Source organism: Acidovorax sp. GW821-FHT09A11 (assembly GCF_059418365.1).
Window position 1 is genome coordinate 504428 of record NZ_JBWKPS010000004.1, and the last position, 15668, is coordinate 520095.

15 protein-coding genes and 1 tRNA gene are annotated in these 15668 nt (G+C 64.1%); 6 read left to right on the forward strand and 10 right to left on the reverse strand.

All coding sequences use genetic code 11. From position 1 onward, the window contains the following. Nucleotides 1-9: 9 nt before the first annotated feature. The 3 genes from pilB to AC07PV_RS13430 all read right to left on the reverse strand — a co-directional run bounded on the left by pilB (nucleotide 10) and on the right by AC07PV_RS13430 (nucleotide 2925). Nucleotides 10-1749: a type IV-A pilus assembly ATPase PilB gene (gene pilB, locus AC07PV_RS13420; RefSeq protein ID WP_494630478.1), complete on the reverse strand. Its 1740-nt coding sequence runs from the start codon at nucleotides 1747-1749 to the stop codon at nucleotides 10-12. Between the two features lie 128 nt (nucleotides 1750-1877). After that, nucleotides 1878-1954: transfer RNA gene (locus AC07PV_RS13425), tRNA-Pro, on the reverse strand. Between the two features lie 41 nt (nucleotides 1955-1995). Then, nucleotides 1996-2925 carry a polyprenyl synthetase family protein gene (locus AC07PV_RS13430; RefSeq protein WP_494630559.1) on the reverse strand — a complete coding sequence of 310 codons (930 nt, stop codon included), beginning with the start codon at nucleotides 2923-2925 and terminating at the stop codon, nucleotides 1996-1998. 225 nt (nucleotides 2926-3150) lie between these two features. Here AC07PV_RS13430 and rplU point away from each other — a divergent pair, with 225 nt between their 5' ends. The 4 genes from rplU to proB all read left to right on the forward strand — a co-directional run bounded on the left by rplU (nucleotide 3151) and on the right by proB (nucleotide 6213). Then, nucleotides 3151-3462 (forward strand): 50S ribosomal protein L21, encoded by a 312-nt coding sequence (gene rplU, locus AC07PV_RS13435; protein WP_010462012.1) that lies wholly within the window; start codon nucleotides 3151-3153, stop codon nucleotides 3460-3462. A gap of 15 nt (nucleotides 3463-3477) precedes the next feature. Beyond that, entirely contained in the window at nucleotides 3478-3735 is a 258-nt protein-coding gene (gene rpmA / locus AC07PV_RS13440) for a 50S ribosomal protein L27 (protein WP_008905145.1), read from the forward strand. A gap of 172 nt (nucleotides 3736-3907) precedes the next feature. Continuing rightward, nucleotides 3908-4978 carry an Obg family GTPase CgtA gene (gene cgtA / locus AC07PV_RS13445; protein ID WP_218293475.1) on the forward strand — a complete coding sequence of 357 codons (1071 nt, stop codon included), beginning with the start codon at nucleotides 3908-3910 and terminating at the stop codon, nucleotides 4976-4978. Nucleotides 4979-5070: 92 nt separating this feature from the next. Continuing rightward, the gene (proB, locus tag AC07PV_RS13450) at nucleotides 5071-6213 is read left to right on the forward strand and encodes a glutamate 5-kinase (protein ID WP_218293476.1); all 1143 of its coding nucleotides are present in this window, start codon (nucleotides 5071-5073) and stop codon (nucleotides 6211-6213) included. 81 nt (nucleotides 6214-6294) lie between these two features. On the opposite strand, the gene AC07PV_RS13455 is transcribed toward proB, so the two are convergent. Next, on the reverse strand, nucleotides 6295-6963 hold the full coding sequence (locus tag AC07PV_RS13455; RefSeq protein WP_218293477.1) for an RNA pyrophosphohydrolase: 669 nt from the start codon (nucleotides 6961-6963) through the stop codon (nucleotides 6295-6297). Nucleotides 6964-7055: 92 nt separating this feature from the next. Here AC07PV_RS13455 and AC07PV_RS13460 point away from each other — a divergent pair, with 92 nt between their 5' ends. Next, nucleotides 7056-8798, forward strand: a complete 1743-nt coding sequence (locus AC07PV_RS13460) for a proline--tRNA ligase (protein WP_494630479.1) — start codon at nucleotides 7056-7058, stop codon at nucleotides 8796-8798. Continuing rightward, the gene (locus tag AC07PV_RS13465; RefSeq protein WP_218293479.1) at nucleotides 8795-9484 is read left to right on the forward strand and encodes a lytic transglycosylase domain-containing protein; all 690 of its coding nucleotides are present in this window, start codon (nucleotides 8795-8797) and stop codon (nucleotides 9482-9484) included. The genes AC07PV_RS13460 and AC07PV_RS13465 overlap by 4 nt, the downstream gene beginning before the upstream one ends. Before the next feature lie 229 nt (nucleotides 9485-9713). On the opposite strand, the gene paeA is transcribed toward AC07PV_RS13465, so the two are convergent. From paeA to prfA, 6 genes are all read right to left on the reverse strand, one after another. Continuing rightward, entirely contained in the window at nucleotides 9714-11063 is a 1350-nt protein-coding gene (paeA, locus tag AC07PV_RS13470; RefSeq protein WP_218293480.1) for a polyamine export protein PaeA, read from the reverse strand. 160 nt (nucleotides 11064-11223) lie between these two features. Beyond that, nucleotides 11224-12231 (reverse strand): AAA family ATPase, encoded by a 1008-nt coding sequence (locus AC07PV_RS13475; RefSeq protein ID WP_218293481.1) that lies wholly within the window; start codon nucleotides 12229-12231, stop codon nucleotides 11224-11226. Between the two features lie 151 nt (nucleotides 12232-12382). Next, a complete protein-coding gene (locus AC07PV_RS13480; protein ID WP_218293482.1) occupies nucleotides 12383-13066 on the reverse strand; it encodes a hypothetical protein in 684 nt (227 codons plus the stop codon). Nucleotides 13067-13225: 159 nt separating this feature from the next. After that, nucleotides 13226-13549, reverse strand: a complete 324-nt coding sequence (gene grxD / locus AC07PV_RS13485; protein WP_218293483.1) for a Grx4 family monothiol glutaredoxin — start codon at nucleotides 13547-13549, stop codon at nucleotides 13226-13228. Nucleotides 13550-13602: 53 nt separating this feature from the next. Then, nucleotides 13603-14445 carry a peptide chain release factor N(5)-glutamine methyltransferase gene (prmC, locus tag AC07PV_RS13490; protein ID WP_494630480.1) on the reverse strand — a complete coding sequence of 281 codons (843 nt, stop codon included), beginning with the start codon at nucleotides 14443-14445 and terminating at the stop codon, nucleotides 13603-13605. Nucleotides 14446-14518: 73 nt separating this feature from the next. Next, nucleotides 14519-15631, reverse strand: a complete 1113-nt coding sequence (prfA, locus tag AC07PV_RS13495) for a peptide chain release factor 1 (RefSeq protein WP_494630481.1) — start codon at nucleotides 15629-15631, stop codon at nucleotides 14519-14521. Nucleotides 15632-15668: the final 37 nt, after the last annotated feature.

Below are 15668 nucleotides of genomic sequence, written 5' to 3' on the forward strand. Positions count from 1 at the left end.
TCTAACTCGTTATTCGTTGGTGACGGCAAGCACTTCTTCCAGCGAAGTGAAACCTAATCTTGCTTTGTGCAGGCCGGATTCGCGCAGTGAGCGAACACCTTCCGCTCGTGCCTGCTCGGCGATCTCAAGCGCGCTTCCATCTCGCAATATGATGCGCTGGATGTCTTCCGAGATCGGCATCACCTGATATATCCCGACCCGGCCCTTGTAGCCATTGTTGCAGGCCGAGCAGCCTACAGGACGGTAGGTCACCCAGCTTCCGTCGATGTCCTCATCCTTGTAACCCGCTTCGAGAAGGGATTCGTGCGGTATATCAGCCGGCACCTTGCACACGGGGCACAGCCTGCGCGCAAGGCGTTGCGCGGTAATAAGAATCACGCTGGACGCGATATTGAATGGGGCAATCCCCATATTGCGCATCCGGGTCAGGGTCGTGGGGGCATCGTTGGTGTGCAGGGTCGACAAAACCAGGTGACCCGTCTGCGCTGCCTTGATGGAAATATCTGCGGTCTCCAGATCGCGAATTTCACCGACCATGATGATGTCGGGATCCTGCCGCAGAAAAGATTTCAGGGCCACGGCAAAAGTCAACCCCGCTTTTTCATTGACGTTGACCTGATTGACCCCGGGCAGGTTGATTTCCGACGGGTCTTCCGCGGTGGCAATGTTCACGCCCGGCTTGTTCAGCAGGTTCAGGCAGGTATATAGCGACACGGTCTTGCCGGAACCCGTCGGGCCCGTGACCAGAATCATTCCATAGGGGCGCCCTATGGCCTCCAGCAGCCGCTCTTTTTCCTGGGGTTCGTAGCCCAACGCATCAATCCCAAGCTTGGCGCTGCTCGGGTCCAGGATACGAATAACGATTTTTTCCCCAAACAGGGTGGGGAGGGTGCTCACACGGAAGTCGATCACCCTGTCCGGGCCCACTTTCAATTTCATGCGTCCGTCTTGCGGGACTCTCTTTTCTGAAATATCCAGGCGGGAGATCACCTTGATGCGGGATGCGAGCTTGTCCTTGATCGCGATGGGCGGGGACGCGATTTCCCGGAGTTCTCCATCGATCCGGAATCTCACCCGGTACTGGTGTTCGTAGGGTTCAAAATGCAGGTCCGAGGCCCGCATATTGAATGCGTCGAGCAGCATCTTGTGCAGGAACTTGACGATGGGCGCATCTTCCACATCGCCGGCACCGGCGTCGTTGTTGTCGGGTGCTTCTTCTACGGCTACATCGTCGAAATCAAAGTCGCCTCCACCGCTCACCAGGGTGTCCATCGACTCACTGGCGGATTTCGTGGTGGATTCTACCAGCCGGCTGAGCTTGTCATATTCAGCGATAATCCAATCCACCCCCATCTGGGTCGTGAATTTGATTTTCTCGGCAGCTTCCTGGTCGGTGGGGTCGGCGGTCGCGACGATCAGACGATTATTGCGTTTGCTGAGGACAACGACCCGGTACGCCTGGCATATTTTGGGATCGAGAAGCTCTTTGGGCAGTCGAAGCGGATCAATCGCTTCCAGATCCAGCAAGGGCGCACCAAACACGGCTGAAACGGTGTGCGCCAAATCGGCAGCCGACACGGCACCAGATCCCGTCAATTCCGCAATAAAACTGGTTCGACTGATTTGTGATTTTTTGTAAATATCCTCTGCCGACTTTTGGGTCAACTTGCCGGCGGACATCAACGCCCTGCCCAATCCGGGAAGGGCCACTGCAGAGGCTTCTTTGGGGGCAGTATCAACAGCGGCCATGTAACCGGTAATGTGTTAGGTGTGGAAAAGAATCCATCCTATCATCACCGATCAGCCACAAGCTGTACAGCCGTCGATATTGGCAACAGCACCACAGAACCGGCGCTTTTGTTGAAAATGCGGTCTTGTGGTCGGGGTGAGAGGATTCGAACCTCCGGCCTCTACGTCCCGAACGTAGCGCTCTACCAGGCTAAGCTACACCCCGTTGTGTGCGATTGCACTCGAAAGTGGATGCAATGGGGCATCTCAGTTGCGTCGTGCAAGCAATTGTGCGGCCAATTCTAGCAAACCTGCTGAATAGGCATTGGCGGGTAATTGCTCGGCCGCGGCCATGGCGCGCCGGGCCTCGCCGAAGGCCGCTGCCCGGGTGATGTCCAGTGCGCCGGTGTCGCGGACAATCTGCACAATCTCGGCCAGTTGGTCGGTAGAGCCCTGTTCAATGGCGTGGCGCACGGTCTGCTCCTGGCTCTGCGTTCCGCGTTCCATGGCGGCGATCAGGGGCAGGGTGGACTTGCCTTCCCGAAGATCGTCTCCCAGATTCTTACCCATTTCCACTGCGTCGCCGTCGTAGTCGAGAACGTCGTCAATGATCTGGAAGGCGGTTCCCAGTGCCTGCCCGTAGGTTGCGCAGGCCTCTTCGACATCGGGCGGGCTGCCCGCCAGCACCGCGCCAAGGCGGGCACTGGCTTCAAACAGCTTGGCGGTCTTGGACCGGATGACACGCAGGTAGCCCGCTTCGTCCAGCGATGCGTCGTGCATGTTCATGAGCTGCAGCACTTCCCCCTCGGCGATCACATTGGTGGCTTCCGAGAGTATTTCCATGATGCGCATGCTGCCCGCCTCGACCATCATCTGGAAGGAGCGGGTGTGCAGGAAATCGCCGACGAGCACGCTGGCAGGATTGCCAAAAGTTTCGTTGGCAGTGGGGCGGCCGCGGCGCAGGGTGGAGGCATCCACGACATCGTCGTGCAGCAGGGTGGCGGTGTGGATCAGCTCCACGACGGCCGCGAGACTGTGGCGCTGCGCGCCTCGGTAGTCCAAGGCTCCGCACACCATGAGCAGCAGCGCGGGCCGCAGGCGCTTGCCGCCGGCGGCAATGATGTATTGGGATATCTGCGCGACCAGGGGAACGCTGGAAGTCAGGCGCTGACCGATGACCTTGTCGACCTCGTGCATGTCTTGTGCAACGAGCAGGAGGGGCGATGCGGCGGGGGCGGTGTGGTCAGTCAAGATGGTGGTCGCAGAAAGAGACCGGATTATAGGAAGCCCTGAAGGCGCCCCGGCGCGTTGCGCGAGGCTGCCGCTCGGCCGGCATGCGGGGGCTGGCGCTGCTCGGAGCGATGCGCTATACTCTTGGGCTCTGCGGAAATTCGTCTGCAGAACTCATATCAAGAGGTCAACATGTACGCGGTCATAAAAACCGGCGGCAAGCAGTATCGCGTTGCTTCCGGCGAAAAAATTAAAGTAGAACAGATTGCTGCGGACGTAGGCCAGGAAATTGTGATCGATCAGGTTTTGGCAGTCGGCAACGGCGCTGAACTCAAGATCGGTACGCCCCTGGTGTCCGGCGCAACCGTGAAAGCCACTGTCGTGGCCCACGGCAAGCACGACAAGGTGCACATCTTCAAGATGCGCCGTCGCAAGCACTATCAAAAACGCCAAGGCCATCGCCAGCAGTTCACTGAGCTGCAAATCGGTGCGATTGCTGCTTAATCGAAGGAGCTAGTCATGGCACAGAAAAAAGGCGGCGGCTCTACGCGAAACGGGCGCGACTCCAAGCCAAAGATGCTGGGTGTCAAGGCGTTCGGTGGTGAACTGATCAGCGCTGGCTCGATCATCGTGCGCCAACGCGGCACGCGTTTCCACCCCGGCAACAATGTCGGCGTGGGCAAGGATCACACCTTGTTCGCCCTGGTGGACGGCCACGTGTCGTTCGGCACCAAGGGTGCGTTGTCCAAGTCCACGGTCAATGTGACTCCTGCCTGAGGTTCATTCCTCCGGTAGCCATCGAAGCCCCGCTTTGCCGGGGCTTTGTTGTTTGGTCTGTACGATGGCGCGTTCAAGCCATTCGCAGACAGCGCCTCCGAGGCGTTCCGCTGCTCCGACCTGCCGGGTAACCTGCCGTCGGTGCCGCGCCCTTTTGTAAACTGGATCTCCCATGAAGTTCGTCGATGAAGCCTTTATTGACATTGCCGCAGGCGATGGTGGCAATGGCTGCGTGTCTTTCCGGCATGAAAAGTACAAGGAGTTCGGCGGTCCCAACGGGGGCGACGGTGGGCGCGGCGGGCATGTGTTCGCGGTGGCGGATCCGAATCTGAACACCCTGGTGGATTTTCGCTACTCTCGGCGCCACGAGGCCAAGCGCGGGGAGCATGGCATGGGATCGGACATGTTCGGTGCCGCTGGCACCGACATCACCCTCAAGATGCCCGTGGGCACCATCATCACCGACGCTGAAACAGGCGAAGTGCTGTACGAGCTGCTCAACCCGGGCGAGGTCATCACCATCGCCAAGGGCGGGGATGGTGGTTTTGGCAACATGCGCTTCAAGAGCGCCATCAACCGCGCGCCCCGCCAGAAGACGCCGGGTTGGCCCGGCGAGAAGAAGAACCTGAAACTGGAGCTGAAGGTGCTGGCCGACGTGGGCCTGCTGGGCATGCCCAATGCGGGCAAATCGACCTTCATCACGGCGGTGTCCAACGCCCGCCCCAAGATCGCGGACTACCCGTTCACCACGCTGCACCCCAACCTGGGCGTCGTGCGCGTGGGCCCTGAGCAGAGTTTTGTGGTGGCCGATATTCCCGGGCTGATCGAAGGCGCTTCGGAAGGTGCGGGCCTCGGGCACCAGTTCCTGCGCCACCTGCAGCGCACCCGCCTGCTGCTGCACATTGTCGATCTGGCGCCCTTCGATGATGCGGTGGATCCGGTGGCCCAGGCCAAGGCCATCGTGAACGAGCTCAAGAAATACGACCAGCAGCTGTACAACAAGCCGCGCTGGCTGGTGTTGAACAAGCTGGACATGGTGCCCACCGAAGAGCGGGAAACGCGGGTGAAGGACTTCGTCAAGCGCTTCAAGTGGAAAGGGCCCGTCTTCGAGATTTCTGCCCTCACGCGCGAAGGCTGCGAGCCGCTGATCCATGCCATCTTCCGCCACGTGCAGTCCGAGCAGCGGGTGGAGAACGAGCCGGTGGAGGTGGATCCCCGCTTTGCCGGAGATGCTCCGGCCTGATCCGCCGCAAAGCCTTTCTGGTTTGAGTGCTATATTTTTAATAGCTATCGGCGCTTGACGGACAGGCGCTAGTGGCCAAAAACACTAAAAAAATGGTTTCCAGCGTATTGCGTGATGCCCGCCGCATCGTGGTCAAGGTGGGCTCCAGTCTTGTGACCAATGAGGGGCGTGGCCTCGACGAAACCGCCATTGGTGAATGGAGCCGCCAGCTGGCGGCCCTGGTGCGTGGCGACGGCGGCGTACCCCGCGAGGTCGTGATGGTGTCCAGTGGTGCCATTGCCGAAGGCATGAAGCGCCTGGGCTGGACCACGCGGCCGCACGAAGTCCACGAGTTGCAGGCCGCTGCCGCCGTCGGACAGATGGGACTGGCGCAGATGTACGAAACCAAGCTGCGCGAGCAGGGCATGGGCAGCGCGCAGGTGTTGCTCACCCATGCGGACCTGGCCGACCGCGAGCGCTACCTGAACGCCCGTTCGACACTGCTCACGCTGCTGCGCCTGGGCGTGGTGCCGGTGATCAATGAGAACGACACCGTCGTCAACGACGAGATCAAGTTCGGCGACAACGACACGCTGGGTGCCCTGGTGGCCAATTTGGTGGAGGCCGATGCGCTGATCATCCTGACCGACCAGAAGGGGCTGTACACGGCCGATCCGCGCCGCGATGCGTCCGCGCAGTTCGTCCACGAAGCCAAGGCGGGCGACCCGGCACTGGAGGCCATGGCCGGCGGCGCGGGTTCCAGCATCGGCAAGGGCGGCATGATCACCAAGATCCTGGCGGCCAAACGGGCTGCCGGCTCGGGGGCGTCCACCGTGATTGCCTGGGGGCGTGAATCCGACGTACTGGTCCGCCTCGTGCGGGGCGAGGCGCTGGGCACCTTGCTCGTGGCCCAGACGCAGAAGAAGCAGGCCCGCAAGCAGTGGATGGCCGACCACCTGCAACTGCGGGGTTCGGTGGTGGTGGACGCCGGGGCGGCCGCCAAGGTGCGGGATGAAGGCAAGAGCCTGCTTCCCATCGGGATGACGGCGGTGGAGGGCGACTTCTCCCGTGGTGACGTGATTGCCGTGCGCGACGCCTCCGGCGCTGAAATTGCCCGCGGCCTGGCCAACTATGCGGCGGCCGAGGCGCGGATGCTGTGCCGCAAGCCCTCGACGGAGTTCGAAAGGCTGCTGGGGTATGTTGCGGAGCCGGAGATGGTGCACCGCGACAATCTGGTGCTGGCTGCCACCAGCTGATGGCCAAGCTCCAGGCCACTCGCACACAGTCAAACGCCTGCTCTGCGCAGGCGTTTTTCATGGTGGCTGGCCACTGAAGGGCTAGCGCGGCGTGGTGACCGTGGGCAGGCCGTCCAGCTCCCCTGGCACACTGTTCTGCGGGTCGGGATCGAAGCTGGCGCCCGGAGGGAGCTCCATTCCCGGATTGATCAGCATGGACCCGGTCCGGAACATCGTGCCCGCGTGCTCCCCTTCGCGCGTGCGCATGCCGCTGCGCAGGTAGCGGTTGCGCTGCTCGTGGCGGGGCAGGTAGCGCGCCAGTTCCGTGAGGGCCATCTCATAGACGCCGCGCTTGAATTCGACCACCACGTCCAGCGGAACCCAGTAGTCGTTCCAGCGCCAGGCGTCGAATTCCGGGTGGTTGGTGGCACGGAGGTTCAGGTCCCAGTCGTGGCCCACCAGTTGAAGCAGATACCAGATTTGTTTCTGGCCTTTGTAGTGTCCGCGTGCATCGCGGCGGATGTACCGGTCAGGCACCTCATAGCGCAACCAGTCCCGGGTGCGGGCCACCACGCGCACGTGGTTGGGCAATAATCCCACTTCTTCATGCAGTTCACGGAACATGGCCTGTTCGGGGGTTTCACCCCGGTCAATGCCGCCTTGCGGGAACTGCCAGCTGTGGGTGCGTATGCGCTTGCCCCAGAACACCTGGTTTTTCTGGTTGAGCAGGATGATGCCGACGTTCGGCCGAAAGCCGTCCCGGTCAAGCATAATCAAACCCCAAATTTTTAAACTATGTCCATTATGCACGGCGCCTAGCGTGCAGCAAGTGGGCTGCCCCGTTCTGCCCGAAATCGATTCCGATGAAAGCCTCCCAATTCTTTATTTCCACCCTCAAGGAAGCTCCGGCGGATGCCGAAGTGGTCAGCCATAAACTCATGACGCGGGCGGGGCTGATCAAGAAGCTGGGCGCTGGCATCTACAACTACATGCCCATGGGGCTGCGGGTGATCCGTAAGGTCGAGGCCATCGTGCGCGAGGAGATGAACCGCGCGGGGGCCGTGGAGCTGACCATGCCCGTGGTGCAGCCGGCCGAGCTGTGGCAGGAAACGGGCCGTTTCGACAAGATGGGCCCCGAGTTGCTGCGCATCCAGGACCGCCATGGCCGCGATTTCGTGGTGCAGCCCACCAGCGAGGAAGTGATCACTGACATCGCGCGCCAGGAGCTCAAGAGCTACAAGCAGCTGCCCAAGAACTTCTACCAGATCCAGACCAAGTTCCGCGATGAGCGCCGCCCACGCTTTGGCCTGATGCGTGGCCGCGAGTTCATCATGAAGGACGCCTACAGCTTTGACCGCGACCAGGCGGCGGCCAAGGCCAGCTACCAGGTCATGGCACAGGCCTATCGCCGCATCTTCGACCGCTTTGGCCTGACCTACCGCGCCGTGGCGGCCGACAGCGGCGCCATCGGTGGCGACCTTTCCGAAGAGTTCCAGGTGATCGCCGCCACGGGCGAGGACGCCATCGTCTATTGCCCGGCGAGCGACTACGCCGCCAACATGGAAAAGGCCGAAGCGCTGGCCCCCGCCGGTCCACGCGGCGCTGCCACGCGGGCGCTGACCAAGACGGCCACGCCGGGCAAGAGCACCTGCGCCGACGTGGCGGAGCTGCTTGGCGTGCCACTGGCGACCACCGTGAAGTCGCTGGTCCTGGCCACGGACGAAACCAATGAGGCGGGCGAGATCGTCAAGACCCAGGTCTGGCTGCTGCTGCTGCGCGGCGATCACGACATGAACGAGATCAAGGTGGCCAAGGTGCCGGGCATGGCGGGTTTCCGCTTTGCCACGCTCTCCGAAATCGAGGACCACTTTGGCTGCAAGCCCGGCTACCTGGGCCCCATCGGCCTGAAGAAGCCCCTCAAGATCGTGGTGGACCGCGAGGTGGCCGTCATGGCCGACTGGATCTGCGGCGCCAACGAGCCCGATTTCCACATCACCGGCGTCAACTGGGGCCGCGACCTGCCCGAGCCCGATGCCGTGACCGACCTGCGCAACGTGGTGGCGGGCGACCGCTCGCCCGACGGCAAGGGCGAACTGGCCATCGAACGCGGCATCGAGGTGGGCCACGTGTTCTATCTGGGCACCAAGTACAGCAAGGACATGAACGCCACCTTCCTGGGTGACGACGGCAAGCCTGCCTTCTTCGAGATGGGCTGCTATGGCATCGGCGTCACGCGCCTGCCCGCCGCCGCCATCGAGCAGAACCATGACGAGCGCGGCATCATCTGGCCCGACGCCATCGCTCCGTTCACCGTGGTCGTGTGCCCCGTCGGCATGGACCGCAGCGAGGCCGTCAAGGCCACGGCCGAATCGCTGTATGCGGACCTGCTGGCCGCGGGCGTGGACGTGATCCTGGACGACCGTGGCGAGCGCCCTGGCGCCATGTTCGCCGATTGGGAGCTGATCGGCGTGCCGCACCGCGTGACCATCGGCGACAAGAGCCTCAAGGAGGGCGTGGTCGAATACCAGCATCGCCGTGACACGGCGGCCACCAAGGTGCCCACGGCAGACATCCTGGCCCACGTGAAGGGCCGCATGGCGGTATGAGCGAGGCGCGGCTGGCTTTGGCGGCAGGGGGGACGCCCGAGGGCGGCGGCCTGTCACGCCGTGCATGTCTGGCCGCCCTGTCCGCCCCCGCGGCGTGGCTGGCGGCCCCTGCAGCGGCGCATGCGGGCGGCCAGCTCGAAGAGCCTCTGATGGACTCCGTGCGCACGGCGCTGAGCTCGGCCATTGCCAACCAGGCCCCGCCCGAACCCGAGTTCTTCACCACCGAGGCCCGCATCCACTACCTGCGCTGGCTGGGCACCATGAGTGACCGGCTGCGCCGCCGCAAACCCGAGTGGGAGATCCGGCGCGACTTCCTGCAGACCGCCTGGTACGAATCCAAGCGCGCCGGGCTCGATGTCTCCCTGGTCCTGGGGCTGATCCAGGTCGAAAGCGCCTTCCGCAAGTTTGCCGTCTCCAGCGTGGGCGCTCGCGGCTACATGCAGGTCATGCCGTTCTGGACGCGCGTGATCGGCGACGGCGATGCGGGCAAGCTGTTCCATCTGCAGACCAATCTGCGCTTTGGCTGCGTGATCCTTCGCCACTACATCGACCGGGAACGGGGCGACCTGTTCATGGCGCTGGGCCGCTACAACGGCAGCCGTGGGCGCTCGCCCTACCCGGATGCGGTGTTTGGCGCCCAGCGCAACTGGCTGTTTGGCGAGAAGCCTCAGCTGCCCGCAGCCTGAAGCGGCCCCCTGCGGCGCCCGGCCTTGGTGCCGACGCAGCCGGGCGCCGGAGGACGGAACCGTGGAATCCGCGCAGCGGCCACTGATACGGATACGGGTGCTCCTATTTTTATAGCTTCTGGCGCTTATGCTGAGGGCGTTGGAGCCCGATTTTCCCCATGGTTTGGCAGGCCGCTGTGGCAGGCGCCGTGCCGCACCGGGCCCGATGGGCATGGCCGCGAAGGCATCCCTACTTCACAGGCGCTGCGGTGCTGTCCGCCGGAGGGGGCGCGGCAGGGCTTTCCGCCTGGGGCGCACCCAGGCGGGACACCATCACCTGGTCGATGCGGTAGCTGTCCACGTCCAGCACCTCGAACTTGTAGCCGCCCCAGCTCAGGCTGTCCGTGCGGCGCGGTACGCGGCGCAGCATCACCATCAGGAAGCCGGCCAGCGTCTCGTATTCTTCCGCGTGGGGCAATTCGTCGAGCGACAGCGCATGCAGCACGTCTTCGATCGGCGTGACTCCGTCGATGAGCCATGAATTCTCGTCGCGCCGCACGATCTGCTCTTCGTCCGCCGGGCCCACCAGGTCGCCCATCACCGTGCTCATCACGTCGTTCAGGGTCACCACGCCCACCACCAGGCTGTACTCGTTGACGATGACGGCAAAGTCCTCGTGCACCTGGCGGAACTGTTCCAGCACCTCCGAGAGGGTGAGCCGGTCGGGCACGATCAGCACCTTGCGCACCAGGCTGTCGTCCGCCAGCGAGATGGGCTGGTTGTTCAGCACGCGCTGGAAGAGATCCTTCGCGTCCACGTAACCCACCACGTGGTCGATATCGCCCTCGCAGACGGGGTAGGTCGAAAATGGCTCGGCCGCGATGCGCAGGCGGATGACGGAGTCGGGCTCGTCGCGCAGGAAGAAGGCGATCCGGTCGCGGGGCGACATGGCGCTGGACACCGTGCGCGTATCCAGCTCGAACACGTTGGTGATGACCTGCTGCTCGCGGGCCGCCAGCACCCCGGCGCGCGCGCCCGCCTCCATCATCGCCAGGATGTCGTCCGAGGTGATGCGGTCATCGCGCAGGGACGACATGCCCAGCACCCGGAACAGCGCATCGGCCCCCCGGCTGTAGAACCACACCACGGGGCGCAGCAGCGTCATGCACCAGGCCATGGGCTGCGCCAGCCGCACCACCAGGCGCTCCGGCTCGGCCATGCCCAGGCGCTTGGGAAACAGGTCGGCAAACAGGATGAACAGCGAGGTGATGACCAGGAACGACGCGAGGAAGCCGGCGGTCTGCGCGGTCGGCTCCGAAAACCACAGTCCGAACAATGCGCTGAAATGGGGGCTCAGCGCTCCCTCGCCCACGATACCTCCGAGGATGGCCACGGCGTTCTGGCCCACCTGCACCACCGTGAAGTAGTCGCCGGGCTGCTCCTGCATGCGCAGCACCCGGTCCGCGCGCGCGTCCCCCTCATCGGCCATCTGGCGCAAACGCAGGCGGCGCGCCGCCGCGAGCGAAATCTCGGCCATCGAAAAAAAGGCGCTGGCCGCGATGAGCAGGCCGATGATGAAAAGGCTTTGGGACAGGGTCATGGGACGGGCTACGGCGAAGGCGGGCAGGGCGCTGGGCAAGCCCCTTGGACAAGTGTAGCGGCCAGCCTGCCTGCCGCCCCAGTGCGCGCCCACGCTGCCGAGGCTGGAGGAGGCCCGCGCCGCGCGGGCGCCTTGGCCGCCTCCAGCCGGCGTGCCCTGGCTACTGCATGAAACCCATGCGCCCCTTGGCGCTGGCGGCGCGCGGCAGGTCCGACACCTCCACGGTGCTGCGCTGCGCGAGCCGCGCGTTGCCGAAGCCGGTCATGAGCGCGCGGCGCATCTCGCGCGGCGGCATCTGGGCCAACTGGTCCAGCACGTCCGGCGTGGGGTCGGGGTCGAGGCGCCGCCCCCAGTCGTGCCCCGCGCGGATGCCGTGGTAGAGGTTCAGGGCGATGGCGCGGGCCTGTTCCTGGTTGGGCGGCTGCACCTGGTACACATTCATGCGGTTGAGGATGGGGTCGGGAATGCCCCGTTCATCATTGGCCGTGGTGATCCAGATGACCTGGCTCGCGTCGATGGGGATCTCGGCGAACTCGTCGGTGAAGCTCTGCGCCGTGTCGTGCTCCAGCAGGCTGTACAGCGCGCCCATGGGGTCGTACTGCGCATCGGTGCTGGCCTTGTCGATTTCGTCGACGACGATGACGGGATTGGCGTATTCGCCCTCCACCAGGGCCTCGAACACCTTGCCCGGGCGCGCTCCCTTCCATTGCGCCGACGAGCCCGACAGCAGCCAGCCCGCGGTCATGGAGCTCATGGGCAGCAGGTTCATGCCGGTGCCCAGCAACTCGGCCAGATGGCGCGCGAAGTGGGTCTTGCCGATGCCGGGTGGGCCCAGCAGCAGCATGGGCGTGACCTCCAGGCCGTCGCTGCTGTCCTGCGCCAATGCCACGTGGCGCTTCACGTCGTCCAGCACCTCGGTGAAGTTGGGCAACTGCCCGTACAGGCTGGCCATGTCGGGGATGCCCGAGGGCTTGACCTGAAAGCGCTCCGGGCCACGCTCCAGCATGCGTTCGTACACGGTGCGCAGGGTTTCGTATTCGCGCTGGTTGCCGGACTCCTGCAGCCGTGCGAGCTTGCGCTCGACATCGCCGGGGTGGAACACGCTGCGCATCTGGGCCACCGGCAGGCGCAGGGCGGGTGGCTGGGGAACAAGGCTATGGCTGGTCATTGCATGCTCCTTCGTGATGTGAGGTCACGCAACCATTCAAGCACACAACGTGCCGGCCGGATGATAGGGGTTCAATGGATTGGACGAAAGTCCATTGAATCTCTCGAAGTGTTACAAAGCCTCTCGAAGCTCTACGGGCCCAACCAGTTGGCTATTGCACCTTCTGGAAGGGGATGCCCTCCGACATGCTGGCGCCCAATTCGGATGGCCGATTGAAGAAATACATGGTTGCGCCAACCCGGTGCATCGCCACATTGATCTCCTGAATGTGGGAGCTTGGGCGCAGGTAACACTGCCGACCTCCGATGGGAACCGGCAAGCAAGAGTAGACGCCAAACTGGATGAACTCATGGACCTCGGGACCAACGAGTGTCCAGCCAACCGTGCCAGTAGAAACAAAATCGTCGAACTCGGCGGTGATGTTGATTTCAGGATAGTGCGCAGAATTCCACGTGCGTGCAGTACGCGTGGTTTGCCCGGCGTGTGAAAGAACGCGGGGCGTTTGTGTTAGTTCAGCTCTGGCGTCCCCCGTACAACCTGGGCCGGTGTAATAGGTGCCTTTTGCCACCAGGCCCAAGCTGCCATTCTCGTTCAGAGTGATGGAGTAAGTCGTTTTGAGGAATGCAGATGAGCAGGCTTCCCAGGTGCCCACATATTTCGCGAGCCCGGAGGGCACAGTTGGCGGGTCGGTCGGGACTGGATTGCCGGGCGGTGGCTCGGACGCAACGGGTGGACTCGGGTCGTCTGAACCACCGCATGCCGCGAGAAGGGCCGTAAGAAAAAAGGCCGCGACAACGCGCGATACACGTCTGCCAAAAGTGCTTTTGGGATTCATGGGTGTCTTGGGGGAGAGCCTGAGCAGACGGCGGTTTTACCATGAAGTCAAACATTCTCGGTTGCCCCTCCATGGGGTAGTTTCCCCATTTCCATATCGCCCTGGAGCGAAAGCAAAAGCCGCCCGCAGGCGGCTGTGTGGGTGCGAACCGATATGGGCTCAGCCTTCGGTGCCCAGCACCTGCTTGAGTTCGCCCGATTCGTACATCTCCATCATGATGTCCGAGCCGCCGATGAACTCGCCCTTCACGTAGAGCTGGGGAATCGTGGGCCAGTTGCTGTAGTCCTTGATGCCCTGGCGGATTTCGTCGTCCTCGAGCACGTTGACGGTGACCACGGCTTTGGGGTCCACGCCGCAGGCCTTCAGGATCTGGATGGCGCGGCCCGAGAAGCCGCACATGGGGAAGCTGGCGCTGCCCTTCATGAACAGCAGGATGTCGCTGGATTTGACGAGGGCGTCGATGCGTTGCTGGGTGTCGCTCATGGGGATACTCCTTGAAAGAGGCGGGCGAGCCTCACCGGCCCGCGATGGGGGGATTATTTCACTGTCGGCCACTGTCCGCCCGAGCAGCGCGCGATGCCGGCCAGATCGTTGCGGCTTTGCACCTGGATGAAATCGGTGGCGGCGAGCAGGGCCCGCACGGCGGGGGCCTGGTCGTGCCCGTGCTCCAGCAGCAGCCAGCCGCCGGGCCGCAGGTGCGCGGGGGCGTGGGCCACGATGGCGCGGATGTCGTCGAGCCCGTCGGCGCCGCTGGCCAATGCCTGCAGGGGCTCGTGCCTGAGCGCGGCCAGGTGCGGGTCGGCGCTGGCGATGTAGGGGGGGTTGGAGACGATGGCATCGAACAGGCCCGGCACGCCCGCCAGCCAGTTCGCTGGCTGGAACTGCACGGCCAGGTCCAGGCGCCGGGCGTTGGCCTGCGCCACGGCCAGCGCATCGGCGCTCGCGTCCACCGCCAGCACCTGGGCTGTGGGGCGCTGGTGCTGCAGCGCCAGCGCGATGGCGCCGCTGCCGGTGCCCAGGTCCACGACGCGGGGGGCGGGCAACGGGGCCATCACCTCCAGCGCCCAGTCCACCAGCGTTTCGGTGTCGGGGCGCGGGTCCAGCACGCGCGCATCCACCTCCAGGGGCAGGCCGTAGAACTCCTTGCGGCCGGTGAGGTAGGCCACGGGCTCGCCCGACACGCGGCGCTGGCACAGGGCGATGAACCGGGCGTGCGCTGCCTCGTCCAGCGCGTCCGTGTCGTGCGCCAGCAGCCAGGCGCGGCCGGCGTCGGGCCGGGCCAGGGCGTGCAGCAGCAGCAGTTGCGCATCGATGCGTTCCAGGCCCAGGGTGCGGGCCTGGGCCAAAGCCTGGGCCAGGGTGGGGGAGGTGTTGTTCACTACTATTTTGATAGCTACTGGCGCATGTCCATCAAGCGCCAGAGGCCAGTTTGATTCAAATTCTGGATGGAGATCAGCCCGTGGTGCCCATCTCCAGCTCTTCCAGCTGCTCGGCCTCGCGTGCGTGGGCCAGGGCCTGCAGCACGTCGGCCAGGTCGCCTTCCATCACGTACAGCAGCTTGTACAGCGTGAGGTTGATGCGGTGGTCCGTCAGGCGCCCCTGCGGGAAGTTGTAGGTGCGGATGCGGTCGCTGCGGTCGCCGCTGCCGATCAGGCCCTTGCGCAGCGCGGCCTCCTTGGCGGCACGCTCGCTGCGTTCTTTTTCTTGAATGCGCGCCTGCAGCACCTGCAGGGCCTTGGCCTTGTTGGCGTGCTGGCTGCGGCCGTCCTGGCATTCGGCCACGATGCCGGTGGGCAAGTGCACCACGCGCACGGCGGAGTCGGTCTTGTTGATGTGCTGGCCGCCCGCGCCGGATGCGCGGAAGGTGTCGATGCGCAGGTCGGCCGGGTTGAGCTTGATGGCCTCATGCTCGTCGGGCTCGGGCATCACGGCCACGGTGCAGGCGCTGGTGTGGATGCGGCCCTGTGTTTCGGTGGCGGGCACGCGCTGCACGCGGTGGCCGCCGGACTCGAACTTGAGGGTGCCGTAGACACCGCTACCGGAGGGGCCCGTTCCGGGCTGGCCTTCGATGCGCAGCACGATTTCCTTGTAGCCCCCCAGTTCGGCCGCGTTCTCGCTCACGATCTCCACCTTCCAGCCCACGCGGTCGGCGTAGCGGGTGTACATGCGCGTGAGGTCGCCCGCGAACAGGGCCGATTCGTCGCCGCCCGTGCCGGCGCGGATTTCGACGAACGCATTGCGCGCGTCGTCGGGGTCCTTCGGCAACAGCAGGCGCTGCAATTCGTCTTCCAGCTGCAGCAGTTCGGCTTCGGCACTGGTGATTTCTGCCTGCGCCATCTCGGCCATGTCGGGGTCGGCCAGCATCTCGCGCGCGCCGGCCAGGTCGGCCTCGCGCTGCTGGTAGCGGGCGTAGCGGCCCGCCACCTGCGTGACCTCGGCATGCTCGCGCGAGATGGTGCGGTACTGCGCCATGTCGCTCATGATGTCCTCGCGCGAGAGCAGGAAGTCGAGTTCGCCCAGGCGCTGCGCGTAGCGCTCCAGCTGGCTTCGGAGAAAGGGTTTCATGGAATCCTGGAGAAATGGGTTGCTACGTATTTTGTAG

Coding starts and splice junctions, on each gene's coding strand:
- AC07PV_RS13465 (WP_218293479.1), top strand. CDS start 8,795: ATGAGCGAGGCGCGGCTGGCTTTGGCGGCAGGGGGGACGCCCGAGGGC.
- rplU (WP_010462012.1), top strand. CDS start 3,151: ATGTACGCGGTCATAAAAACCGGCGGCAAGCAGTATCGCGTTGCTTCC.
- pilB (WP_494630478.1), bottom strand. CDS start 1,749: ATGGCCGCTGTTGATACTGCCCCCAAAGAAGCCTCTGCAGTGGCCCTT.
- paeA (WP_218293480.1), bottom strand. CDS start 11,063: ATGACCCTGTCCCAAAGCCTTTTCATCATCGGCCTGCTCATCGCGGCC.
- proB (WP_218293476.1), top strand. CDS start 5,071: ATGGTTTCCAGCGTATTGCGTGATGCCCGCCGCATCGTGGTCAAGGTG.
- AC07PV_RS13455 (WP_218293477.1), bottom strand. CDS start 6,963: ATGCTTGACCGGGACGGCTTTCGGCCGAACGTCGGCATCATCCTGCTC.
- rpmA (WP_008905145.1), top strand. CDS start 3,478: ATGGCACAGAAAAAAGGCGGCGGCTCTACGCGAAACGGGCGCGACTCC.
- AC07PV_RS13460 (WP_494630479.1), top strand. CDS start 7,056: ATGAAAGCCTCCCAATTCTTTATTTCCACCCTCAAGGAAGCTCCGGCG.
- AC07PV_RS13430 (WP_494630559.1), bottom strand. CDS start 2,925: ATGCACGAGGTCGACAAGGTCATCGGTCAGCGCCTGACTTCCAGCGTT.
- grxD (WP_218293483.1), bottom strand. CDS start 13,549: ATGAGCGACACCCAGCAACGCATCGACGCCCTCGTCAAATCCAGCGAC.
- AC07PV_RS13480 (WP_218293482.1), bottom strand. CDS start 13,066: ATGAATCCCAAAAGCACTTTTGGCAGACGTGTATCGCGCGTTGTCGCG.
- cgtA (WP_218293475.1), top strand. CDS start 3,908: ATGAAGTTCGTCGATGAAGCCTTTATTGACATTGCCGCAGGCGATGGT.
- prfA (WP_494630481.1), bottom strand. CDS start 15,631: ATGAAACCCTTTCTCCGAAGCCAGCTGGAGCGCTACGCGCAGCGCCTG.
- AC07PV_RS13475 (WP_218293481.1), bottom strand. CDS start 12,231: ATGACCAGCCATAGCCTTGTTCCCCAGCCACCCGCCCTGCGCCTGCCG.